This is a genomic window from Bartonella sp. MR100HLJHH (assembly GCF_042194215.1).
GTDB classification, from domain to species: domain Bacteria; phylum Pseudomonadota; class Alphaproteobacteria; order Rhizobiales; family Rhizobiaceae; genus Bartonella; species Bartonella grahamii.
Genome location: NZ_JBHIMR010000009.1, coordinates 60,382 through 86,568, shown reverse-complemented (window position 1 = coordinate 86,568; position 26,187 = coordinate 60,382). Strand labels below are relative to the sequence as shown.

Here is a 26,187-nt window from a genome sequence, read left to right as displayed (position 1 = left end):
TTTATAAAAGCTTCAATATCACAGTTTATCACTTCATAATATCTATTTTCACTCTTAAAAAACACACCAAAATCGTTTAAATATATTTTTATGATTGACAATATAGATATTTAAGCCAACCATATTCGTATTAGCAAAAATACTTTAAGTGGGAGGAGGCATGCAAATATGAGAATAGATATTGTATCAATTTTTCAAAATAAATTTTCTTGATCTTTATTGGGTTTGCTTTGCTATAAAGCAATACTATTCCTATTCATCCGAATACTCGTGATTGATAATTTGAATACATCCCCATTAACATCGTAACCTATTTTTGAACTCTGTGTCTATAAGGAAAAAGTTTGTGCAGAAAAATACTCCATCAATTAGTTGTAGCCCCTTTCCCGCTTCACGCAAAATTTATCAACAAAGTCCTATCTTTTCTGATGTGCGCGTACCATTGCGTGAAATTTCACTGACTGATGGCAGTGATGAAAAACCTTTAAACATCTACGATACTTCTGGCCCCTACACAGATAAAGATATGATCATTGATATTACAAAAGGCTTGCCAGCAATTAGCTTGCCTTGGCTCTCTAAGCGGGATGATACTGAAACTTATCCTGCACGATTAGTAAAACCTGAAGATAATGGATTGGCTTCTGATAAAAACCTTACACCAACATTTAAACAAAAACGTCCCATTTTACGAGCAAAAAATGGCAAAGAAATTACACAAATGGCTTATGCGCGCGCAGGCATTATTACAGCGGAAATGGAATATGTGGCTATACGAGAAAATGAAGGATTAGCAGTAAAAGAACGGCAGAGTGTACCATCAAATGAAACATTTGCTGGATCAATACCAGAAATTTATACTGCCGAATTTGTTCGCAATGAAATTGCTTGTGGACGCGCCATTATTCCACAAAACATTAATCATCCAGAGTGCGAACCCATGATTATTGGGCGTAATTTTCGTGTTAAAATTAATGCCAATATTGGCAATTCAGCAGTGACTTCATCTATGGAAGAAGAAGTTGATAAAATGGTTTGGGCTATTCGCTGGGGAGCAGATACAGTTATGGATCTCTCAACAGGTCGAAATATTCATAATATTCGTGAGTGGATTATTCGAAATGCCCCTGTTCCCATTGGGACTGTTCCACTTTATCAAGCACTCGAAAAAGTACAGGGTATTGCCGAAAACTTAACATGGGATATTTTCCGTGATACCCTTATTGAACAAGCAGAGCAAGGTGTTGATTATTTTACCATTCATGCGGGATTAAGATTACCTTTTATCCCTTTAACCGTTGATCGGGTAACAGGTATTGTTTCACGAGGTGGTTCTATTATGGCAAAATGGTGCTTGCATCATCACAAAGAAAGTTTTCTTTATGAACATTTTGATGAAATTTGTGATATTGCACGCACGTATGACATCTCTCTTTCCTTGGGGGATGGATTGCGCCCTGGCTCTATTGCCGATGCCAATGATGAAGCCCAATTTGCAGAGCTTAAAACTTTGGGAGAATTGACAAAAATTGCTTGGGAAAAAGATGTACAGGTTATGATTGAAGGTCCTGGGCATGTCCCAATGCACAAAATTAAAGAAAATATGGAGCAACAATTAGATCTCTGTCACGAGGCGCCTTTTTATACTTTGGGACCTCTTACAACCGACATTGCTCCTGGTTATGATCATATTACATCAGCAATTGGTGCCGCTATGATTGGATGGTTTGGAACAGCTATGTTGTGTTATGTAACACCTAAAGAACACCTAGGACTCCCCGATAGGAATGACGTAAAAACTGGTGTGATCACTTATAAAATTGCTGCTCATGCCGCTGACCTTGCCAAAGGTTTGCCTAGAGCACAATTGCGCGATAATGCTCTTTCGCGTGCACGATTTGATTTTAGATGGCATGATCAATTCAACCTTTCTCTTGATCCGGAAACAGCCTGTGCCTTTCATGATGAGACAATGCCTAAAGAAGCCCATAAATTGGTACATTTTTGTTCCATGTGTGGACCAAAATTCTGTTCTATGCGTATTTCTCATGATATTCGTGAGGCAGCAGCAATAAGAAAAACAAAAGGGGAAGGTATGATCGCCATGGCCGAGAAATATCAGAAAAATGGTGACCTTTATATGGAAATTGTTCCTCCTCAAAAAGAGAAAGTAAACAGTTGAAGAACATTCTTATCAAAGGTGCAGGTGTAGGCGGCTTAACGGTTGCCTTTATGTTACAGCAAAAAGGTGTTTCTGTTACTATATCAGCTCCCCCTCATTCTCCTATAGGAAGTGCTAGTTGGTATGCAGGAGGAATGCTCGCACCTTACTGTGAGAAAGAAAATGCGGAACAGATTGTTGAAGATCTTGGTATACAAGCTATACAGTGGTGGCGTAAAATGCTCCCCAACCTTGTCATACAAAAAGGCACTTTAGTGGTTGCACCTACACGAGATAGAGGAGAGCTTGAACGATTTTCTGGGCGCACGCATAATCACAAAACCATAGATAATACAGAAATAGCTCATCTTGAACCAGATCTTGCGGAACGTTTTAACTGTGCGCTCTTTTATGAAAATGAAGCCCATATTGATCCTCGCAAAGCACTTATGGCTTTAAAAGAAAAGCTTCTCAACAATGGAGCGTGTTTTGTTGATGTAGAGACGGCTGAAACAAATTTTGATATTGTTATTGATGCGACAGGAATAGCCCGTTTAGGAAAAGATAAAAATATACGGGGCGTACGCGGCGAAATGCTTCTCGTGCGCTGTACCGATATTAAAATTTCGCGTCCAATTCGTCTTCTTCATCCACGGTTTCCTCTCTACATTGTACCTCGACAAGATAATATCTTTATGATTGGCGCAACAATGATTGAAAGTGACTTTGATGGTGCAATCTCAGTGAGATCAATGATGGAACTGCTCAACGCGGCTTATACTTTACATCCTGCTTTTGCTGAAGCAGAAATTATTGAATCTGGTGTTGGTGTTCGTCCATGTTATCCTGATAACTTCCCTTCTGTGCATAAAGATGGTAATTGTATTTCTATTAATGGATTTTATAGACATGGTTTTCTTTTATCTCCAGAAATGGCAAAACGAGCAATGAAATTGGCATTGGAATAAAGCATGCAAATATTTGTTAATGGTGAAACAGTCCAAACAGAAGTTACGACTCTCGGTCTCTTGCTTGAAGAATTGGGTTATGAAGAAAATTGGCTTGCAACCGCTGTTAACGCTGAAGTTGTTTCCATAGATGCACGAAGCCAATTTGTCTTGCATGAAGGAGATAAAATTGAAATTTTAAGCCCAATGCAAGGAGGCTAAAATTATGCTGAATCTTTATGGACGACAATTCTCTTCCCGTCTTCTATTAGGTACAGCGCAATATCCTTCACCAGCAATTCTTCGTGATGCTATTCATAAATCGAATACGGAAATTGTGACTGTTTCCTTGCGTCGTGAAACGGCAGGTGGAAAACAAGGTGGACAATTTTGGCAATTTCTTCAAGAACTTGGGGTAACAGTGCTTCCTAATACTGCTGGTTGTTATACTGTTAAAGAGGCCGTAACCACAGCGCAATTAGCAAGAGATCTCTTTAAAACAGCTTGGATTAAACTCGAAGTGATAGGAAACCCAGACACCTTACAGCCAAATATTTTTTCCTTAATCGAAGCAGCGCAAATTTTAAACAATGAAGGTTTCAAAATTTTTGCTTACACAACGGATGATCTCATTGTTGCTGAAAAACTTTTCGACATTGGTTGCCGTGTTATTATGCCTTGGTGTGCTCCTATTGGTTCTGCCAAAGGACCTCATAATACTGATGGACTGCGTTCTATCCGTGCTTACCTTCCTGACGCTACTCTTGTTATTGATGCCGGCATTGGACGCCCATCACATGCTGCCATTGCGATGGAACTCGGTTATGATGCAGTACTGCTTAATACCGCAGTTGCTAAAGCAGGTGATCCTGTCTTAATGGCTGAAGCATTTTCTAAAGCTGTTCAAGCGGGACGTATGGGATATAAAGCTGGCATGATCGAAGCACGCAATGTAGCAGTCCCTTCAACGCCAGTCATTGGAAAAGCAGTATTTTCATGAAACTGGATCCATTTTACCTCATCGTTGATAACGCTGATTGGGTTGAACGTTTGCTCCCTCTTGGCATCAAGCTCGTACAATTGCGTATGAAACATGAAAATCAACAAATAATCCGTCAACATATCAAGCGCGCAAAAAACATATGCAATAAATTGGAAGCACAATTAATTATTAATGATCATTGGGAAATAGCAATTGATGAAAAGTGCAATTTTATTCATCTGGGACAAGAAGACCTAAGCAATGCTGATCTTCACGCAATTCGTAAAAGTGGTATAAAAGTTGGTCTTAGTACACATGATGAACATGAATTGGATATCGCACTCTCTGTTAATCCTGAGTATATTGCACTTGGTCCTATTTATCCGACAATCTTAAAAAAAATGAAATGGATGCCGCAAGGACTAGAAAAAATCAAACAATGGAGAAAGCGGATTGGTGCTTTACCTTTGGTGGGTATTGGTGGTTTAACACCAGAACGCGCAGTTGATGTTTTAAAAGCAGGAGCAAATAGTGCTGCTGTTGTGACTGATATCATCCTCCATAAAAAACCTGAAGAGCGTGTCCAGCAGTGGATAAAAGTGACACAAACATGGCGTTGATACCTTCCATTCTTATTGTTGCGGGCACGGATCCTACAGGAGGTGCCGGTATTGTTTGTGATGTAGAAACCGCTGCACATTTTCAAATAAAAGCAAATTTAGCAATCACTTGTGTTAACGTACAAGATGATAATCGCGTTGTCGAAATCATTCCAATGCGTGGAGATCTCGTCGCTGCGCAAATGCGTGCTGCCCTAGAAGCAAATCCAATAAGCGCAATAAAAATCGGTATGACGGGGACAAAAGCAATTATAGCAGCAATCTGTAACGTACTCAAAGACTATCCCCATGTTCCAGTTATTCTGGACCCTGTACTTGTCGCTTCATCAGGAGGAAAACTAACAACGGAAACAATCATCGACACTATGATCGATAAACTGCTTCCTCATGTCACTCTTTTAACACCGAATAGAGAAGAACTTGCTCTTCTTAGCCAAAGTCCATTGGCATCTCATGATGAGCAAGCAATACAACAAGCAAAAAAACTTTTGTCATTGGGAGCTCGATCTATTTTAGTAAAAGGGGGACATGCAGAGGGTCCTCTTGCAATTGATAGCTTCATTGACAAAACTGAAGTCATAAATATTTCTACGCCACGTTTAAAAGGAACAATGCGAGGAACAGGTTGCATTCTCTCAAGCGCTATTGCTACGCATTTAGCATTAAATGAACCTCTCATTTCAGCTGTAAAAAAAGCAAAAGCATATATCCACACATTGCTTTTAACCCATTGTAAAAACAGTTTGTAAAGTCTTAATATTTTCTCATATAAAAGTAATATTTATATATCTCATTAATATATTTAATATTTTTAATAAAAATTATTAAAAAAAAAAGATAAAAATATAATAATAAAAAATTTATACTTAATTATTACAAATAAAATACTACAAAAATCACTTTCATTAATTATTAAATATAGAATATAATGATCAAAAATGTTATCATACCACTTGCATTCAGTAGAGAATTCTTTTATTATAAAGAGCTTAGTCTGTTTAAAAATTTAAAATAGCGTAATTTAAACAAATTGTACATTTAAAGATGTATATAATCGCGAACACTCGCATTTTACGATTTGCCTTTTTTGTGAAAAGAGAGAATCCTATCAGCGTTCTTGTACATTAATGGCTAGCGAATACATTTATAAAACTTGAAGGATAATTTTGTTTGATCTATAGTTGCTAGATCATTAGAAAAAATAAAATGTTAAATCAAACGCCGTGCTCAATTTCCTATGAAGAACTCTTAAACTTTTATAAAGAAAGTGGTGCGGATGCTGTTCTGACAAATTTCCCTATTAATCGTTTTAAGCAGTCTGCTTGTTCAGAGAGCAAATTAATATCTGTCGTGAACATTTCTCATAATCAACAAACATCTCCCACCGTAAAATCAGATCATCGTCCGCTGCATAACTCTAGGGGGGCTATACAAAATGAACCCACAGCTATAGAGAGTGCAAACAATGCAAAAACACTTGATGAATTAAAATCTGCGCTCCTCGCATTTAATGGCTGTTCACTAAAATTGACAGCAAAAAATACCTGCTTTTCAGATGGAACAGCAGGAAGCCCCCTGATGCTTATAGGCGAAGCACCAGGACGAGAAGAGGATATACAAGGAATTCCTTTTGTGGGAAAAGCAGGGATGTTGCTTAATAAAATCCTCGCATCAATTGGCTTAACAAGAAATAATGTTTACATTGCCAACACTATTCCTTGGCGTCCACCAGGAAATCGTACACCAACACCAAGAGAAGTTGCCTTGTGCCGCCCTTTTATTGAACGGCACATTTATTTAGCGCGTCCTCGTGTACTTATAGCACTGGGAGGCATTGCTGCACAGTTTCTTACGGGATCTCAAAATGGGATTATCCGAACACGAGGGAAATGGCATATTTATGAAAGTGAGGATAATATAAAAATACCTGTTATGCCAACTTTCCACCCTGCCTACCTTCTCCGAACCCCTAGTCAAAAAAAACTTACATGGACAGACTTCTTAGAAGTAAAAAATCGCCTCGATAGCCTTTTGTAATTCTGTAATCTTCTTTGACTCTAAAATTAAACACCTTCTTTAACTCTTAAAATACGAATGGGAAAAACTATGGAACAGCCAACAACATCTATTTATCGTTTGGAAGACTACCAGCCAACCCCTTACGCTATCCCTAAAACACAACTTTCCTTCCAATTGGCACCAACAAAAACCTATGTTACAGCCATATTGTCTATTGAACCCCGTCACAATACAAAAGAATTAACACCTCTTGTTCTTTCTGGTGATGATCTTACTTTAATTTCCGTTTCTATCAATGGTGAGACGTTAGCCCCAAACACTTATAAAGTGACGCCTTCACGTTTAGAAATTACAAACCCACCAGCGGCTCCTTTTACATTGAAATTGGTTACGGAACTGAATCCTGAAAGCAACCGCCAACTTATGGGCCTTTATCTTTCAAATGGTGTTTATTGCACACAATGCGAATCGGAAGGCTTTCGTCGTATTACTTATTTTTACGACCGCCCAGATGTTCTTTCTACCTATAGAGTGAAAATTGAAGCAGATTCCCAAACAATCCCAATCTTGCTTTCAAATGGTAATCTAGTGGAAACAGGAACTTTAGAGAATAATCGCCATTTTGCCATTTGGGAAGATCCTTATCCCAAACCATCTTATCTCTTTGCTTTAGTAGGTGGAGATCTTGATAAGTTAGAAGATCATTTTACAACTGTATCTGGACGACGTATCGAGCTTGGTATCTATGTGGAAAAAGGAAAAACCAAACGCGCAACCTATGCAATGGATGCTCTTAAACGTTCCATGCGTTGGGATGAACAATGTTTTGGGCGCGAATATGATCTTGATGTTTTCAATATTGTTGCTGTGTCCGACTTTAACATGGGAGCAATGGAAAACAAGGGACTTAACATTTTTAATGATAAATATGTTCTCGCAGATCCTGAAACAGCAACCGATCAGGATTATAGAAATGTTGAACGTGTCATTGCACATGAATATTTCCATAATTGGAGTGGTAATCGTATTACCTGTCGCGATTGGTTTCAACTCTGTTTAAAAGAAGGATTCACTGTTTATCGTGATCAGGAATTTTCATCAGATCAAAATGTACGCAGCCTACAGCGAATTGAAAATATAAAAACATTAAAAGCTACTCAATTTGCCGAAGACGCTGGTCCCCTCGCTCATCCTGTACGTCCTCGTCAATATAGCCAAATTAACAATTTTTACACCACAACTGTTTATGAAAAAGGTGCTGAGGTTGTTCGCATGATACGGACTATTTTAGGACCCTCTCTGTTTCGTAAAGGTACTGATCTTTATTTTCAACGTCATGATGGACAAGCTTGTACAATTGAAGATTTTATCACCTGTTTTGCTGAAGTATCTGGTCAAGACTTTTCCCAATTCATGTTGTGGTATGAACAAGCTGGAACACCAAATGTAGAAATCGATAGTCATTATAGCGATGGTGTTTTAACAATTCATGCAAAGCAACATATTCCGGCAACCCCACAACAAAATACAAAAAAGCCCATGCTTATCCCTATATTATTTGGCTTGTTAGGACATAATGGAGAAAACCTCACCTATGAAGCGGATACAGATATTCAATCAAACGTTATGCTTTTATCCAAGGAAAACCAAACGTTTACATTAAAGGGTCTGCGTGAAAAACCTGTTTTATCACTGCTTAGAGACTTCTCTGCGCCAATCAATCTACAAACTCCATTCAATGAAAGCGAACTTATTTTTCTTGCACAACATGATGACAATCACATCAATCGCTGGCAATCTCTTAATCATTTAATGACGCAAGCTTTGATTCAAAGCATTCAAGATGAAACAAAAGCAAAAGAGGGGATGCCCTCTGCTTTGATAAAATTGATTGAAGCTATCATTACAGATGAAAGTCTTGAACCTGAGTTTCGTGCATTTTGTTTAAGTTTACCGAGCGAAGTTGAACTTGCCCATACACTTGGTAAAAATGTTGACCCAGAGCGTATTCATCATGTGCGCAATCAGTTTTTAGCTTCGCTCGCACATACACATCAAGGGCTCTTCACAAAATTTTATGGGCAAATGCAAACCAAAGAGCCCTATTCATCAAACACTGTACAAGCTGGAAAGCGAGCATTAAAGAATATAATACTGGATTATCTTTCCATTACTGAGGCCAATCCAAATCGTGCTGCCGCACAATATGCAACAGCTGATAATATGACTGACCGTATGGCTAGTATCGCTGTTCTCGTGAAGCGTTTTAAAGAAAGTGAGCAGGCGCAAAATGCCTTAAATGATTTTGAAAACCGCTATCACCATGATCCTTTGGTCATGGATAAATGGTTCTCCATTCAAGCAATGGTTGCAGGGGCATCAACGCTCGAGAATGTTCAAAAGCTCATGCAACACCCGCTATTTTCAAAAGACAATCCCAATCGTGTGCGTTCCCTAATCGGTGTCTTTTCCTCTAACAATCTCACGGGCTTTAACAGGATGGATGGAGCATCTTATCATTTTCTTTGCCAAATCATTTTGGAAATTGACAAAAAAAATCCACAGCTCGCTTCACGATTATTAACGACGATGCGCTCTTGGCGACAATTAGAACCCATTCGACAACAAAAACTTGAAACTGAATTAAAAACAATTGCTGCTGCGCCAAAATTATCAAGCGATGTCGCTGATATTATCAACCGTCTGCTCACTTGAAACGAAAAATTATTTTAAATCAATATTCTATAATATTTTTTAAATAAATTCTACAGACTATTCGATCATCATTAAATCTATAAACAGGCAATCTAAGCCTGTTTATAGATCATGTTTAAAGTGCCTTTTCCTTTTCATATTCCAAGTTCATAGAAGTAAAATTATTTTTTTTAAAAAAAAGACTGGACAGAAGACTCCTGTTTTGATTCATTGCACTCGATGGGGTTACTATGAATATCGAAGCAGTTTTTAAATCACATTATTCCATAATTAAAGGAACTGGAAATGGCTAAATTGGACGCATATCATGCGCCAACGGAGGTGTATACTGATTCAAAATCGAGCGCTCCAAGTCATAAAGCGCAGAAAAAACGTATTCATCTGCTTTCTGGCTCCGCCTATCAAAAGCTTCTCTTTATTGAACCTTGGTTGCGTCGCTCACTTCCGTTTGTTATTTTAGCATTTCTTATTGTACTTGCATCAATTCGTTTTATATCACTCTATGATTGGCGTAACACGATTGATAAGAACACGCGTTCTACCATCACTCTCTTAGCTTCTCATATTACCAATACAATTAATCATGACTTACTGGCTGTTTCTCAGAAAGGAAAAGTCTCTGCCCTTTCTCATAGTCATTTGCAAAATATCCTCACCACTTTTCGTAATCAAGATCTTATTAATCCTAGCACTCTGATCGCCATTATTGATCAAAAAGGAAATGTCTTAGCTTCATCCAGTTCAGAGATTTCTTTAGGAAAACCTTTGCAAGATTTTATCTCTGACAGCATTGCTTTACAATCTCTTGGACAGCACGTTGGAATTATGAAAATCACAATAGGAAAAGATGCCCCTGCTCTTGCTTCATTTCAGCAAACAGAAAATGGGCAATATGGCGTATTCATTAGCGAAAAAATGCAAGATAGCGCCATGGAATGGCGGAAAATTCTCTCGTTAAATATAACCCTGTTCATTGGAACTAGTGGCGTTATCCTCGCTCTTCTTTATGCTTATTACAACCAAATTGTACGAGCACGCAAAACGGATCTTGTCTCAGAAAAAATTCAAAACCGTATTGATATGGCAATGATGCGTGGACGCTGTGGACTATGGGATTGGAATATGGCAAGTGGACGCGTCTACTGGTCACGAGCAATGTATGAAATGCTGGGCTATGTCCCTCAAGATGCATTGCTCTCAATTTCCCAAATTAGCGCCATTATCAATCCAAATGATGCGAATTTTTTTGATCTTGCTCAGGAATTAATGAGCGGTAAAAAAAGGCATATCGATATTAACGTTCCCATGCGTCATGCCGATGGCCATTATGTCTGGATGCGCATTCGTGCTGAAGTTACTGAAGAAGAAGAACCCCATTTGGTTGGTATTTCCTTCGATATTAGTGAACAGCAACAATTGGCTGAACAAACAGCGCAAGCCGACCTTCGTATCCGTGATGCAATTGAAAACATTTCAGAATCTTTCGTCTTGTGGGATTCAGAAGGACGTTTAGTCATGTCCAACAGCAAATTTTGCGAATATGCTGCTATTCCTAAACAAATTCTACAATCCGGTATCCAACGTGCAACCGTCGAAGCCATGGCACGCCCTGCACTCAGTGAATATCCCCTTAAAGATGATGGTACTGGTAACTTAACCAGTATTCGCCAAACGGCAGATGGTTGTTGGCTCAAAATTAACGAACGGCGAACCCAAGACGGAGGATTGGTTTGTATTGGTACTGACATTTCTGAGCTTAAACAACAACAGGAAAAATTTGAAGACAGTGAAAGGCGTCTTTTTTCTTTTATTCAAGAACTCAAACGTGCTCGAGGAAGTGCTCAACAACGTGCCTCAGAAGTTGAAAAACTTAATAAAAGTCTCAAGGCAGAAAAAGAGCGTGCTGAAAGTGCTAACAAAGCTAAATCAGAGTTTTTGGCTAATATGTCCCATGAATTGCGCACTCCACTTAACGCCATTCTCGGCTTTTCAGATATCATGTTGCAATCGACTTTTGGACCTCTTGGCTCACAACGCTATAAGGAATATATGCATGATATTTACAATTCGGGAACCCATCTTCTAACCCTTATCAATGACATCCTTGATATGTCAAAAATTGAAGCTGGAAGATTTTCGCTTGATTGTAAAAATACCGATCTTGAGCCCATCATTAGTGAAGCAGTACGGACACTAACGCCTCAAGCTCAAGAAAAAAATATTGTTGTTACAACAAACATTACCCCAGAACTTCATGCTGAAGTTGATGGTCGTGCTATGAAACAGATTTTCCTTAATCTCATCTCTAATGCCGTTAAATTTACGCCTTCTGGCGGAAATATTGATGTCTGTGCTTTCAAGAAAAAAAACAACCTTATTTTTAAAATTACAGATACAGGTGTTGGCATTCCCCAATCAGCAATTAAAAAACTTGGGCAACCTTTTGAACAAGTTGAAAATCAGCTTACTAAATCTCACACGGGCTCAGGTCTTGGCTTAGCCATTTCACGCTCCTTGCTAGAACTCCACAAAGGAAAACTTGAAATTACCTCAAAAGAAATGAAAGGGACAACTGTAACGATTATAATGCCCATCACACAAAATTAAATTCCTCCATTTTGTTCTCGTTGTAGCAAAATCTGTTTCCGTTTGGATCCCCAACGATACCCTGAAATAAAACCATTTTTACGCACAACACGATGACACGGAATGATAACAGCCAATTCGTTACGTGCACACGCATTAGCAACGGCACGAAAAGCGTTCGGTATACCAATACGGCATGCTAAGACTTCATATGAAATTGTTTCACCACATGGTATATCACATAATACTGCCCATACTTGTCGTTGAAAAACTGTACCATTTATATCTAAGGGAAAATTATATTTTTTGACCAACTTAGGTGTTTCTATCATAGCTATAATATGAGCAACTTCTCTCTTAAATGTATTGTCACCTACAACTTGTTGTGCATTGCCAAATCGTATCGTAAACTCCTGTAATAATTGTTCTATAGTATCTCCTAACGCTATATAACAAATCCCTTTTTGAGACCTAGCCACCAAAAGCTTTCCTATTGATACATCTTTCAGACAGAATATTCTCGTTTGGGAAATGTTCAGCATTTTAGCCTTCTTTATATTTTTAAATATTTTTGAACATCATCCATAAAGTAAAGAGAGAGTATTCACTATCTTTTAACAGCAAACAAAATCATTCTGAAATTATCTCCTTAGCCATTGTATTAAAATACACTCTCACCCTTTTATGAAATGGAAATATACATCAATTGACTTTCTTCCTACCCTAAAACGGAAAGTTCGACCAGAACCGATCTATCAACAATCTTGCTTTTTATCTAACAGATTCCAACTAAGACCATTTCATATGGTTTATTTCACAAGCTCTCTAAAAACAAATCCCGCCCTGAATTCTATCATATACTCTAACAAAAAACACCTTAATGTAGTAAATTTTCATACCTTATATCACAGCTCTAAACGGCAGTATTTTACGGAACAACAAGATAAACTTCCCATTTCATTTTACGAAATCCCATCGAACCATCAATAGTGGCTTATGTTGTACAAGCAACAGAAAAAGTGCGCTCCCTCTTTAGGAAAACAACGTCATAAAACACAAAATGTGCCGGCAATGGATTGAAAAGATGTTCCGGCTTTTATTCTCCACAGTATGCTTAAATATTCTAATTTGTTGGAGTACTACTATTATTTTTTTATCAAAGATCATACTTTTGATATACTGACGAGATGACTCAGCTCAAAAAAGAAATTTATCTTCAATTTTATGAAAAAAAGCATGGAAAAGGTATTTTAGTGCTTACTTTCTTTGTCACTTAACTTATAAAATGACTGTAGCCTCAGAACTGAAATATTTTACCCGCAACAATCGCGCACAGATATTTGTCATAGGAAAAAGCCATGCCCAAACGCACAGATATAAAATCTATTCTTATCATCGGAGCAGGACCTATTATCATTGGTCAGGCATGTGAATTTGATTATTCAGGCACACAAGCCTGTAAAGCATTAAAAGAAGAAGGTTATCGAATTATTTTGGTAAATTCTAATCCTGCCACGATTATGACAGATCCAGATCTAGCTGATGCAACTTATATAGAGCCCATTACTCCTGAAATAGTTGCCAAAATTATTGCCCACGAACGTCCCGATGCCCTTTTGCCCACTATGGGAGGACAAACAGCCCTCAACACTGCTTTATCATTAAAGCGTATGGGTATTTTAGACCGCTATCATGTTGAAATGATAGGGGCCAATGCTGATGCTATTGATAAAGCTGAAGATCGTGCTTTATTCCGCCAAGCGATGGCAAAAATCGGTTTGGAAACGCCACGCTCTATGTTAGCCAATGCAACAGAACTAAAAGAAGAAAATCGCCGACAGCACGCAAAAACGCGTGCTGAACTTAAAGCAAAACTTTCTGGTGCTGCACTTGACAAAGCACTCGAAGAACTTGAGCGCAACTGGCGACATACCGAAACTGATCGCAAACAACATTATATCGCCCATGCAACAGCAAAAGCAGTTCAAGCTCTTGATGTTGTTGGACTTCCAGCTATTATTCGTCCTTCATTTACCCTTGGTGGAACCGGTGGTGGAATCGCTTACAATCGTTCTGAATTTTATGAAATTATCGAACGCGGTCTTGAAGCTTCGCCTACAACTGAAGTTTTAATTGAAGAAAGTGTTTTAGGGTGGAAAGAATATGAGATGGAAGTTGTTCGTGATAAGAACGACAACTGTATCATTGTTTGTTCTATTGAAAACATTGATCCAATGGGGATTCATACCGGTGATTCGATCACTGTAGCGCCTGCTCTCACCTTAACAGATAAAGAATATCAATGTATGCGTAATGCTTCGATTGCTGTTTTGCGTGAAATTGGTGTTGAAACGGGGGGATCCAATGTACAGTTTGCTGTCAATCCTGAAAATGGGCGCCTCATTGTTATTGAAATGAATCCACGTGTTTCTCGCTCTTCAGCGCTTGCCTCAAAAGCAACGGGGTTTCCCATTGCCAAAGTAGCCGCTAAACTGGCTATTGGTTATACTCTTGATGAATTAAAAAATGATATAACGGGTGGTGCAACACCAGCATCATTTGAACCTTCTATTGACTATATTGTGACAAAAATTCCTCGTTTTGCTTTCGAAAAATTTCCCGGTTCATCACCTGTCCTCACAACTGCGATGAAATCTGTAGGAGAAGTCATGGCAATTGGACGCACTTTTCAAGAATCGTTACAAAAAGCACTCCGTGGACTTGAAACAGGACTTACGGGTCTTGATGAAATTGTTATTCCAGAGCATGCTGAAGGTGATGAAAAAAGTTCTATACGCTCCGCCATTGCAATACCAAGCCCTGATCGTCTACGCTATATTGCTCAAGCCATGCGCACAGGCTTACCCTTAGATGAGATTCACCAAATTAGCAAAATTGATCCGTGGTTTTTAGAACAAATAGCCTCCATCATTGAAATGGAGCAGCGTATCCGCGTTCATGGATTACCCCAAGACGCAGATAACTTACGTATGTTAAAAGCTATGGGATTTTCAGATGCGCGATTAGCCTCCCTTACTGGAAAAGAACCCGATGATATCGCAGCTTTACGCAAATCACTGAATGTTAAACACGTCTTCAAACGGATTGACACTTGTGCTGCTGAATTTTCTTCTCCTACAGCCTATATGTATTCAACATATGAAGTTCCCTTTGCAGGTATAGAGCACTCGGAAGCACACATTTCTGAACGCAAAAAAATTGCTATTTTAGGCGGTGGACCAAACCGCATTGGGCAAGGTATTGAATTTGATTACTGTTGCTGCCACGCTGCTTTTGCACTGCGTGATGCAGGCTTTGAAGCGATTATGATTAACTGTAATCCTGAAACAGTTTCAACCGACTATGATACCTCTGATCGCCTTTACTTTGAATCTTTAACAACAGAAGATGTTATCGCTATTTTAGAAGCAGAACAGGAAAAAGGAGATTTGGTTGGAGTCATCGTCCAATTTGGCGGACAAACACCCTTGAAATTGGCAAGCGCTCTAGAAAAACACAACATTCCCATCTTGGGTACTTCACCTGACGCTATCGACTTAGCAGAAGATAGAGATCGCTTTCAAAAACTGTTATTTAAACTTAACTTAACACAACCTCAAAATGGTATTGCTCACTCCATCGAACAAGCACGCCTCATTGCCCACGAACTAGGCTTCCCATTGGTTGTACGTCCCTCTTATGTTTTAGGAGGACGTGCTATGCAAATTATCCGTGATGAACGTAGCTTACAAAATTATTTACTTGAAAGTGTCCCAGAATTAATTTCAGAAGATATCAAAGTCCGTTATCCTAACGACACAACAGGACAAATCAATATATTGCTTGGTAAAAATCCGCTTCTCTTTGATACCTATTTAACAGAAGCAATTGAAGTAGACGTTGATTGTCTATGTGATGGCAACGAAACACTGATTGTTGGTATTATGGAACACATTGAAGAAGCTGGTATCCACTCTGGTGATTCAGCATGTTCTTTACCAGTCCGTACGCTCTCAAATAAAATAGTTACTGAATTAGAGCGCCAAACCAAAGCATTAGCACAAGCACTTCATGTTCGCGGCTTAATGAATGTACAATATGCTATAAAAGATGACACCATTTATGTCTTAGAAGTCAATCCCCGTGCTTCACGTACTGTCCCATTTGTTGCAAAAACGATTGGTCGCCCTATTGCTAAAATGGCTGCACGTATTATGGCAGGAGAAACACTTCATGATGCTCTTCAAGCTTATGGTGGATTACCTTCCTTGCAGAAAAAACAACATATTGCCGTCAAGGAAGCAGTGTTTCCTTTTGCTCGTTTTTCAGGTGTTGATACACTTCTTGGTCCAGAAATGCGCTCAACCGGTGAAGTTATGGGACTTGACTATGAATTTTCGCTTGCTTTTGCTAAAGCACAACTTGGAGCTGGTGTAAAACTCCCTAAAGAGGGAACTTTGTTCGTTTCTGTAAGAGATGAAGATAAAAAACGCATCTTAAATCCTGTAAAACGTTTAACTGAGCTTGGCTTTTCTGTTGTTGCCACAAGTGGAACACATAAATTTCTTACCGAACACCACGTTGAAGCAACAAAAATCAACAAAGTCCTAGAAGGGCATCCTCATATTGAAGATTCCATTCGTAATCGCCAAATTCAATTGATTTTTAATACAACTAGCACTGCCAGTGCCATCTCAGACTCAAAATCATTACGTTATGCAGCACTCATGCAAAATGTTCCCTATTATACAACAATAGCTGGAGCCGAAGCCGTCGTAGAAGCGATCAAAGCACTCAAAAAAAGGCGCCTTGAAGTACGTTCACTACAAAGTTATTTCAGTTGAATTTTTTCTACTCAGCAAAAGGTACACTGCTTTCTTATTTTTTTTATATAAAAATTGATTAAGACTTGCTTTTTGTTCTAAAGACTTTTATAGAGGTTTCATCGAATTTTCGGTTACGTGACTTTCTTTCCTGTGCGATCTGCACTTTTGACGAAACTTCTCCCACCTAATTTCGATCTACAACCGTATTGAAGGAATGAAAGCTTCAATACTCAATATAACTATATATTCTAAGGAGTTTCCTATGTCTACAGGAACAGTTAAGTGGTTTAATACAACAAAAGGTTTCGGATTCATTCAGCCTAGTGATGGTAGTGCAGATGTATTTGTGCACATTTCTGCTGTTGAGCGTTCTGGTCTAAACAGTCTTAATGAAGGGCAAAAAATTTCTTATGATGTTCTTCAAGATCGTCGTTCAGGAAAATTTGCCGCTGGCAACCTTGCTGCCCTTTAAAGTTTAAATTCTGCAATATTTTATTTAAAAATCTTCGTCTGTAACGACGAAGATTTTTTTATTTTGTATAAAGCATCATTTTACCTTGTTAAAATATAAGACTGCTTATCTCCTTTGCACAATTTATCACCCCCCTTATACTTCCTCTAAAACTTTCATAAAATCTAAGAAGAAATTATCTTGTAAAAATCTCAAAAAAGAAGAATGTAAAGCCCGTGTAAGAGTATTTTGGAAGTTTTTTATTGCATACAATATAATCTCTTATAGAATATCCTTAAAGCAATAACCATTTGTTGATATAATATAAGGATTTAAAATTATGGCTTTTATTGCCGACAAACTGTCTCGTATCAAACCTTCTGCAACAATTGCTGCTTCCCAAAAAGCCCGTCATTTAAAAACATTAGGGCGCAACGTTATTGCTTTAAGCGCTGGAGAACCAGACTTTGATACCCCAGACAACATCAAAAACGCGGCCATTGAAGCTATTCGAAGAGGAGAAACAAAATACCCCCCCATATCTGGAATTCCAGAATTGCGCCAAGCAATTGCTGCAAAGTTTAAAAGAGAAAATAATCTCAATTATGAACCAGAGCAAATTATTGTTGGAACCGGCGGTAAACAGATTCTTTTTAATGCTTTGATGGCAACTTTGAATAAAGGGGATGAAGTCATCATTCCATCTCCTTATTGGGTAAGTTATCCAGAAATGGTTGCACTCAACGATGGTACGCCTGTCTTTTTAGAAACAAAAGCCGAATTTTCTTATAAACTCCAACCACAAGAGCTAGAAGCTGCCATTACCCCCAAAACCAAATGGTTCATCTTTAACTCTCCTTCAAATCCATCAGGTGCCGCTTATACACATAATGAATTGAAAAAACTCACAGATGTTTTAGTAAAATATCCTCATGTTTATATTCTTTCCGATGATATATATGAACATCTCACATATGAGGGTTTTACCTTTGTTACTCCAGCTCAAGTAGAACCAGCGCTTTATGAGCGTACACTCACAATGAATGGTGTTTCCAAAGCCTATGCGATGACGGGATGGAGAATCGGCTATGCAGGGGGACCACAAGAATTAATTAAAGCTATGGATACCATTCAAGGTCAGCAAACATCTGGAACAAGTGTCATTTCACAATGGGCTGCTGTTGAAGCACTCAATGGGCCACAAAGCTTTATCGCTAAAAATAAAAGTATTTTTCAAGCACGCCGTGATTTCGTTGTTTCCATGCTAAACCAAGCTCCTGGCATTCACTGTCCAACGCCCGAAGGTGCTTTTTATGTTTATCCCTCTTGCACAGGACTTATTGGAAAGAAAACACCCAACGGTCAATGTATTACGAATGATGAAGACTTTGCCATAGCGCTTCTAGAAACAGAAGCTGTTGCTGTCGTCCAAGGATCTGCTTTTGGACTTGGATCAGCTTTTCGTATTTCTTATGCAACATCAGAAGAATTACTTGAAGAAGCTTGTATACGTATACAGCGCTTTTGCAACAGTTTAGTTTAAAATTTTTAATATCATCTCTTGTGATCGTTTTTTTGCCGAATGTCAGTATATCCGAGAAAATATCGGAAATTGTATCATGGTCTGAATCAATCGATTCAGTAAAAATATCCATGAATAAACACAACAATAGAGGCTGTAGATAAAGAGCAAAAAAATCTAGCGATCAAATAAATGAATCGGTTTATTATCATGAGAGATGAAAAAACTATTCTGCTTTCTCTATTCAATTTATAACTCTAAAAAAGATCGAGCACTTTTAAACACAATTGCCCTTATAATCAAATCTTTTCTATTTCTCGGCTTCTTCTTCGTCCTAAAATGAAGAAGAAGCCTCCTCCCGTCGTTATGTAAACAATCCAGTTTCCTTTAAGTTCTATCTAATAACGACTTGATTTACTTCATAGGCTTTATGAACAAGACCTGCCTTAAATATTCACTTCTCACTCTAATAAAAAGCACCTCAATGTATAAAGTTTTAAATATTTTATATCACGCCCCTAAAAGACAGACTTTTATGCTACAACAGAATAAATCTCTCTCAAACTCCTTATTGAATTTTAGTATTCTTAAAAAATTGTTGGATATCCACAAGTTTCGAAATTTTTTCCTTATCATCCTCCCATATATTGCAATTTCTAGGAGCTCTTTCAAAAATAAAAAAAAGCCGGACATACGTCCGGCAAATTTGGAAAATCCTCAGAGATAAAATCAATCTGATAGATCTTCGTAAGGGAACACTCAAGAAAATGCACTGGGAGGCAACATAATCAAGAGATAGTATTCTATGTCATTTTATAAGAAAAAGTACAATAAAGACTTAAGCGCATCTGCTATGCAATAAACACATAGCTTTAAATTTGTCTCCATCATGTACCACTCTTTTTAATTAAATATAAAAATGTAAGCTACACCATCACACGATTGTCCAGTTTTCAATATATAATACCCCTCACATTTGCTAGCATTCATAAAAAACATTTATCCCTTTTTTCAAAAGTATTTTTCCACACGGACTCCATCCACTTTTAATGTGCAACGAATAGTTTTAATTGATTCAATATGGGCAAATTTAAAACGAAAGAATATTAGGGGATTCTCAAATTGTAAAACAGTTAATTATTCCTTATAAATTAAGGCATTAACATTAAAAAGACCACTGACGGGCTTTTAAAAAAATATAATCTCGAAAAGCATTTAACCTTGCCAAATTCTTTAAATTATAAGGATAACAAAAAAAAGTATCAAAAGAAGGAATATCAACCATATCAGGAAAAAGACGCACCAAATGCTCATCATTATTGACGATATAATCAGGCAGCACAGCAATCCCAAGATCACGCATAAGCGCATTCTTTATTGAGATGATATTGTTGATTTGTAGAACTGAAACGCGCAATGATCCATCACTTCTACCAGCCTTTTCCAACCAATTTAAACCAGACAAATAAGGTGGGACAGGTTCACCGAACGAAATAATACGATGCTCATCGAGATCAGACAATTTTTCCGGCTTTCCATAATTTGCAATATACTTTTCCGAAGCATAAACATGCATATGAATTGTAAAGAGTTTTCTTTGTATAAGATCAGGTTGTTGGGGTTGATGTAAGCGAACAGCACAATCCGCATGACACATTGTCAAATCAAGCTCTTCATCGGAAAGCAAAAGCTGAACCTGCATATCAGGATAAAGACTAAGAAATTCTGGCATACGCTCTGCAATCCACCCTGCCCCCATTCCAAAGGTCGAGGTTACACGCAAGTGCCCCGTTGGTTTTGCATAGCTTTCACTTAGTTGCAAACGTACACTTTCAAGCTTCATCAAAACATCATGAGCTGTACGATAAAGAGTTTCTCCCTGTTCTGTAAGAATCAAACCACGCGCATGACGTTGAAATAAGGATACCCCAACCTCTTGTTCTAAAGCCGAAACCTGTCGTGAAACTGCTGACTGAGATAAATGAAGCTTTTGAGCAGCATGCGTAAAAGATCCCGCTTCTGCTGCAGCGTGAAAAACCCTTAACTTATCCCAATCCAACGGTGGCGCCACAATTAATTCTACCTCTAGATTCTTTATGTTCTCAATGAGTTACTAACGCTTAGATATATCCAGAAACCGTTCTGCTTCCAACGCAGCCATACATCCTCTTCCCGCAGCTGTTACAGCTTGGCGGAATATTTCATCTGTTACATCCCCAGCAGCAAAAACACCAGCAATGCTTGTTGCTGTTGAGTCCGGTGCTGTCCATAAATAGCCGCCTCGTTTTTGTTTCAGCTGTCCTTCAAACAGAGAAACAGCAGGATCATGCCCAATAGCAATAAATATTCCCTCTGCATTCACTGTCATCTCGTGACCTGTCTTAACATTTTTCAGACGTGCCCCTGTTACAACAGCGCCCACTGGCCCCTGTGCTGGCAGCCCCACAATTTCTTCCACCACATGATCCCAAATGATACGTACGTTCTTGCAAGCAAGCAACCTATCTTGCAAAATTTTTTCTGCCCGAAAATGATCTCGGCGATGAACCACGCTTACACTTTTAGCCAAATGCGATAAATAAAGTGCTTCTTCAACAGCGGTATTTCCTCCTCCCACGACAATAACGTCCTTATTACGGTAAAAAAAGCCATCACATGTAGCACAAGCGGACACACCACCGCCCATAAAGGTTTGTTCACTTTCTAAACCAAGCCAGCGCGCTTGAGCTCCTGTTGCAATAATCAGTGCATCACAAGAATATTGTGTTCCTGAATCCCCATATAAGACAAAAGGATACTTCAACAAATCAGCCTTTATAATTGTATCATAGACAATTTTTGTCCCCATATTCTCAGCTTGTTTCGCCATTTGTTCCATCAACCACGGTCCTTGAATGGGATCTGCAAAACCTGGATAATTCTCAACATCAGTTGTAATTGTCAATTGTCCACCCTGCTGCAAGCCCGTCACCAAAACCGGCTTAAGCATTGCTCTTGCTGCATAGATCGCCGCTGTATAACCAGCTGGACCTGAGCCAATAATCAGCAGACGAATATGCGATTGTACCATTAAATCCCCTTCACTTTATTATAACTTAATTATTCTATAAATGATAACGGAATGCAGCCTTTTAAAAAAATATTTTTCAAGAACTCCAATTATGTTATATGTACTTCATTTTCAAGTTTTATGAAAAGGTCTGATTACCAATTTCATCAAGGCATCCTAATGTTAAGAATTAATCTTTATCCTATAAAGAGAAAAACGTAAATTCTTATGAGCACAAAACCATAATAAAAAGAGATACAAAGATAGGGAACGGTCATTTTTCAGTTTATTATCAATGTCTGTGCACGTTTTGCGTTAATCATGGCAGGAGCAATGCTTTTGCCAATTTTTGTGGATCTGCACGACAACAATCGTAATTGGATAACCTTTCTCTATTCTTGTGCCATAACCACCATGTTAGCAACGCTGATTCTTTTAGCAACTAAGGGAGCTACTTGTCGTTTTTCAGCACGGCTTGGCTTTATGCTCACTGTTTGTCTTTGGCTAACAGGAAGCATCGTAGGTGCCTTACCTCTTTATCTTTCTCCTCTTCCCATTTCTCTAGCAGGAGCCATTTTTGAATCTGTTTCTGGAATTACAACAACAGGTTCCACAGTCCTTTCTGATCTTGATAATTTATCGCGAAGTATTTTGTTATGGCGTTCTCTTATATGCTGGATTGGGGGCATTGGTTTTATCGGTTTAGCCCTCTTACTTTTGCCTTCACTGCGTGTGGGTGGCGTACGACTTTTTCATATGGAATCATCTGATAAATCTGAAAAAATATTGCCTCGCATCAACCAAATTGCTAACGGAATTATCATCGCTTATGTTGGTCTCACATTGGCTTGTATGCTTTCTTATTTTGCTGCAGGCATGAATTTATTTGATGCCATTAACCATGCAATGAGTACAGTCGCAACAGCTGGTTTTTCAACGCATGATGCTTCTTTTGGTTATTTTTTAGATAAACCAGCCATCTTAATTATTTCAACAATCTTCATGTTGCTTTCTGCTTTGCCCTTCGTACTTTATGTTAAATTAGTCCTTCCTGGACACTCCAAACGCTTCCTTGACCCACAAGTGATTGTTTTTCTCCATATCGTTCTCCTTTTCAGCTTTGCTTTAGCGGCATGGCTACGGTTTTATGATCATCGCGCATTCCACTTAATTTTCCTTGATGTCATTTTTCACCTTTCATCCATTATTAGCACCACAGGTTACAGCGCTGAAGATTATCAACTTTGGGGACCATTTGCGCTTGGAATTTTCTTCATTGTTTCTTTTACAGGCGGATGTGCTGGTTCTACTTCTGGTGGCATGAAAATCAATCGCCTCATTATTCTTTGGCGTATTACACAAACAAATATAGAAAAACTTCTTTCTCCTAATGTCGTTGTAAAGGCGCGCTACGATCACTCAAATATATCAAACGATGTTGCTCAAGCCGTTTTGTTTTTTGTCTGTCTTTATATGTTTTGCCTTGTTATCGGCACTGCACTTTTGCTTACAACCGGTCTTGACTTTACCTCTGCCTTTACCGGTGTCTTAACCGCACTTTCAAATGTTGGTCCAGGCTTTGGAGATATTATTGGCCCCACTGGTAATTTCTCTACAATCAACGATAATGCTTTATGGATTTTAAGTTTTCTAATGTTAGCTGGACGCCTTGAAATCATAACAATATTCGTCCTTTTTATTCCCGCTTTCTGGCGTGAACAATTCTAATGCATAAAGCATTTTATTCTACCATGATAAAAAATTTACAACATAAAAAGGTGTGAACAGTATGAGTCATAATATTCACCCCTCACTCAATCCACTGAAGATTTCCTAAAATTTCATACAAATCATCATATCAACGATATAAAATAAGCACCATCATTTTTACTTAAATAATAATAAGGTGCAAGTCGGTACCACAAAATAAGATATAAATTAGTACCACCGTACTATTTTCTTTCTGTTAATGTCGTAACAGCCTGCATTTCAGACAATTTATAAGAAATTTCTTTATACCCTGTCTTCAATAGTTTTTATCCACCACATGCTTTCTTCCAATTGTGATGTGCAAGAGGATAGCTCTTATTCAAATTAAAAAGGTAAATTATCTATAGAAATCATATATATATATATATATATTGATCTTAGATCCATCTTATTATGAATTTATTGAAAATATGTACGACTATTTTACCCATGGAGACACCATAAATATCTTTTTAAAGACAAGAAAACGTTTTTTCTATCTATTTAAGTCTTCCAAAACGAACAATATCAGTACGACACCGTATATCTAGACTTGAGTTAAAGCATTATTTTCTTATTCTAAAATATCACTGAATAAAAATAGCTTTCCTCTCTCCTAATATGCTTTATCGTAAACTACATATCACTCTCAAGCGTATACATTTTTAATCTTTTATCCAAAATTTCGAGAACTTCTTATAGCGTTCTACTAAAGACAATATAAATTTTGTAAAATAACATTTATATCATTGAGCTGTTTTCTTGATGACTATGAAAAACCTTTAAGGAAGACACTTTTTATCACTCCTCAAAAAGATTTTTGATATAATAATCAAAGTGTTTTTTCCGCAAACAGTTCTTTGTAAACACGCTCAATCTCGGTTGTCTCCTTTTCCAAAGGAAAGTGTGTACGAACATGGGTTAAAGCTTTCTTTCCGGCTACCAATGTTTTTTCTACATCAGCAAAATAAGGTTCAATTGCTGCTGTTAAAGCCGCTCCATCTCCTGCTTTTACAACTGTTCCTGTTCCCTCGACCACCAATTCTTTATAAGCTCCTGCATCACTCGTTACAACCGCAACCTGTGATGCCATTGCTTCTAATGGTGTTAAACCGAAACCTTCTGTACGAGAAGGTGCAACATAAAGCGATAAACGACGATACCACAAAGGGATATCCAGAATCTCACCAAGAAAAATAATGCGATCATCCAGACCAGCCTTAGCAATCTTTTGGTGTAATTCTTTTTCAAAATGATAATATTGCTCTGTCGTACGACCAGCGATAAGTGCTGTCCATTCAGGATAGTCAGGCAATAACGCTATCATGGCATCAACAAATAAATCTGTTCCCTTTGAGTAACGCAGACGCCCAAAACACCCTACCGCGTATTTTCCTGGAAATCCTGTCGAAAAAAAGCAATCATCAAGAGTCTGTGGTGGAGTAAAACGCTTCACATCCACCCCATGCATAATAACCTTATGAGGCACTTCTAGATAAGCGCCCGTATGTGTACTGGTAGCGATAACCCTATCCATACAGCGAATCAACCATTTGGTAAAAGGCTTATGATGGCGTTGTGAAGCCGATGTAAAGATAAGTTTCAGCTTCATTTTCAAGATATCGCGCAAAAAGATCCCAAAAAGCATCTCAATATTGCGTCGTGCATGCCAAATACGAAATGGCTTCCCTTTCGGACTTTTCCAAAGTCCGAAAAGGTCCTTAAAAGCAAGAGCCGGCAAAGTTTGTGGTAAACCAAACCCCAAAGTGGATATACGCACACCCTGTTCGCGTTGCAGTGGAATAAGCTGAATAATCGTAGATGTTACTCCCGATAAACGCCTTTTAAAGTGAGGCGCAATAATCTCAGTTTCATCCAAAGATACACGCATAATAATCCATATGTTATTTAGATGTACTGAACCTTAATGATCTCGTAATTATGCGCACCACCGGGTGCATTCACCTCAATCACATCACCTTCTTGCTTGCCAATGAGTGCACGTGCAATAGGCGAAGAAATAGAGATTTTACCAACCTTTACATCAGCTTCTTGATCTCCTACGATCTGATACACTTTTTTTTCTTCAGTATCCTCATCCAAGAGTTTAATGGTTGCTCCAAATTTTATTTTGTCGCCTGAAAGACGCGTGACATCTATAACTTCTGCTCGTGCGATATAATCTTCAAGCTCATTTATACGCCCCTCATTATGGCTTTGCGCTTCTTTAGCTGCATGATACTCAGCATTTTCTGATAAATCACCATGTGCACGCGCCTCAGAAATTGCTTCAATAATTCGCGGACGCTCCTGTTGTTGACGCCAACGCAACTCTTCTTTAAGACTCTCAAAACCAGCTGTAGTCATCGGAACTTTTTCCATAATCCGTCCCTTTCTATTACACGGAAGGTTTAATAAAAATACAAAAAACGGCTTCCAAAATTACTTTTGGAATCCGAAAACTACGATCTTTTTTATTATATAGTACAGTATCGCTATTTTCCATACAAAAATAAATAAAGGAAACAAAACATGCACAAATAGTGATTAAAACATCTCA

18 protein-coding genes are annotated in these 26,187 nt (G+C 38.2%); 13 read left to right on the top strand and 5 right to left on the bottom strand.

The annotated features are described in order from the left end of the window. The first annotated feature begins 346 nt into the window (after positions 1-346). The 9 genes from thiC to ACFIJ7_RS06690 all read left to right on the top strand — a co-directional run bounded on the left by thiC (position 347) and on the right by ACFIJ7_RS06690 (position 12,051). Positions 347-2,182: a phosphomethylpyrimidine synthase ThiC gene (thiC, locus tag ACFIJ7_RS06730; protein ID WP_375644882.1), complete on the top strand. Its 1,836-nt coding sequence runs from the start codon at positions 347-349 to the stop codon at positions 2,180-2,182. Then, a complete protein-coding gene (thiO, locus tag ACFIJ7_RS06725) occupies positions 2,179-3,129 on the top strand; it encodes a glycine oxidase ThiO (RefSeq protein WP_375644881.1) in 951 nt (316 codons plus the stop codon). Before thiC ends, thiO begins: the two co-directional genes overlap by 4 nt. A 3-nt stretch (positions 3,130-3,132) precedes the next feature. Next, on the top strand, positions 3,133-3,330 hold the full coding sequence (gene thiS, locus ACFIJ7_RS06720) for a sulfur carrier protein ThiS (RefSeq protein WP_375644880.1): 198 nt from the start codon (positions 3,133-3,135) through the stop codon (positions 3,328-3,330). 4 nt (positions 3,331-3,334) lie between these two features. Beyond that, the gene (locus ACFIJ7_RS06715; protein WP_012754916.1) at positions 3,335-4,108 is read left to right on the top strand and encodes a thiazole synthase; all 774 of its coding nucleotides are present in this window, start codon (positions 3,335-3,337) and stop codon (positions 4,106-4,108) included. Then, complete coding sequence (locus ACFIJ7_RS06710) at positions 4,105-4,710, top strand: thiamine phosphate synthase (protein WP_375644879.1); 606 nt, start codon at positions 4,105-4,107, stop codon at positions 4,708-4,710. Before ACFIJ7_RS06715 ends, ACFIJ7_RS06710 begins: the two co-directional genes overlap by 4 nt. Then, complete coding sequence (locus ACFIJ7_RS06705; RefSeq protein ID WP_375644878.1) at positions 4,701-5,459, top strand: hydroxymethylpyrimidine/phosphomethylpyrimidine kinase; 759 nt, start codon at positions 4,701-4,703, stop codon at positions 5,457-5,459. Before ACFIJ7_RS06710 ends, ACFIJ7_RS06705 begins: the two co-directional genes overlap by 10 nt. A gap of 457 nt (positions 5,460-5,916) precedes the next feature. Beyond that, positions 5,917-6,747, top strand: coding sequence for a uracil-DNA glycosylase family protein (locus ACFIJ7_RS06700; RefSeq protein ID WP_375635701.1), 831 nt, complete (start codon positions 5,917-5,919; stop codon positions 6,745-6,747). 69 nt (positions 6,748-6,816) lie between these two features. Then, positions 6,817-9,444, top strand: coding sequence for an aminopeptidase N (gene pepN, locus ACFIJ7_RS06695; RefSeq protein ID WP_375644877.1), 2,628 nt, complete (start codon positions 6,817-6,819; stop codon positions 9,442-9,444). A 285-nt stretch (positions 9,445-9,729) separates the two neighbouring features. Further along, entirely contained in the window at positions 9,730-12,051 is a 2,322-nt protein-coding gene (locus ACFIJ7_RS06690; RefSeq protein ID WP_375644876.1) for an ATP-binding protein, read from the top strand. On the opposite strand, the gene ACFIJ7_RS06685 is transcribed toward ACFIJ7_RS06690, so the two are convergent. Then, positions 12,048-12,572, bottom strand: a complete 525-nt coding sequence (locus ACFIJ7_RS06685; protein ID WP_273788414.1) for a methylated-DNA--[protein]-cysteine S-methyltransferase — start codon at positions 12,570-12,572, stop codon at positions 12,048-12,050. The genes ACFIJ7_RS06690 and ACFIJ7_RS06685 overlap by 4 nt on opposite strands. 816 nt (positions 12,573-13,388) lie before the next feature. On the opposite strand from ACFIJ7_RS06685, the gene carB reads away from it, so the two are divergent. The 3 genes from carB (at position 13,389) to ACFIJ7_RS06670 (ending at position 18,850) form a co-directional block, all read left to right on the top strand. Then, complete coding sequence (gene carB / locus ACFIJ7_RS06680) at positions 13,389-16,874, top strand: carbamoyl-phosphate synthase large subunit (protein ID WP_375644875.1); 3,486 nt, start codon at positions 13,389-13,391, stop codon at positions 16,872-16,874. Between the two features lie 244 nt (positions 16,875-17,118). Beyond that, positions 17,119-17,328 carry a cold-shock protein gene (locus ACFIJ7_RS06675; RefSeq protein ID WP_012754908.1) on the top strand — a complete coding sequence of 70 codons (210 nt, stop codon included), beginning with the start codon at positions 17,119-17,121 and terminating at the stop codon, positions 17,326-17,328. A 319-nt stretch (positions 17,329-17,647) separates the two neighbouring features. Next, positions 17,648-18,850 (top strand): pyridoxal phosphate-dependent aminotransferase, encoded by a 1,203-nt coding sequence (locus ACFIJ7_RS06670; RefSeq protein WP_375644874.1) that lies wholly within the window; start codon positions 17,648-17,650, stop codon positions 18,848-18,850. Between the two features lie 1,144 nt (positions 18,851-19,994). On the opposite strand, the gene ACFIJ7_RS06665 is transcribed toward ACFIJ7_RS06670, so the two are convergent. Beyond that, the gene (locus ACFIJ7_RS06665; protein WP_012754906.1) at positions 19,995-20,900 is read right to left on the bottom strand and encodes a LysR family transcriptional regulator; all 906 of its coding nucleotides are present in this window, start codon (positions 20,898-20,900) and stop codon (positions 19,995-19,997) included. Between the two features lie 42 nt (positions 20,901-20,942). Further along, the gene (trxB, locus tag ACFIJ7_RS06660) at positions 20,943-21,899 is read right to left on the bottom strand and encodes a thioredoxin-disulfide reductase (RefSeq protein WP_375644873.1); all 957 of its coding nucleotides are present in this window, start codon (positions 21,897-21,899) and stop codon (positions 20,943-20,945) included. A gap of 312 nt (positions 21,900-22,211) precedes the next feature. Here trxB and ACFIJ7_RS06655 point away from each other — a divergent pair, with 312 nt between their 5' ends. Continuing rightward, entirely contained in the window at positions 22,212-23,606 is a 1,395-nt protein-coding gene (locus tag ACFIJ7_RS06655; RefSeq protein WP_273788411.1) for a TrkH family potassium uptake protein, read from the top strand. Between the two features lie 853 nt (positions 23,607-24,459). Here ACFIJ7_RS06655 and ACFIJ7_RS06650 read toward each other — a convergent pair. Next, positions 24,460-25,518: a glycosyltransferase family 4 protein gene (locus ACFIJ7_RS06650; RefSeq protein WP_375635708.1), complete on the bottom strand. Its 1,059-nt coding sequence runs from the start codon at positions 25,516-25,518 to the stop codon at positions 24,460-24,462. Positions 25,519-25,535: 17 nt separating this feature from the next. Then, on the bottom strand, positions 25,536-26,009 hold the full coding sequence (greA, locus tag ACFIJ7_RS06645) for a transcription elongation factor GreA (RefSeq protein ID WP_012754902.1): 474 nt from the start codon (positions 26,007-26,009) through the stop codon (positions 25,536-25,538). Positions 26,010-26,187: the final 178 nt, after the last annotated feature.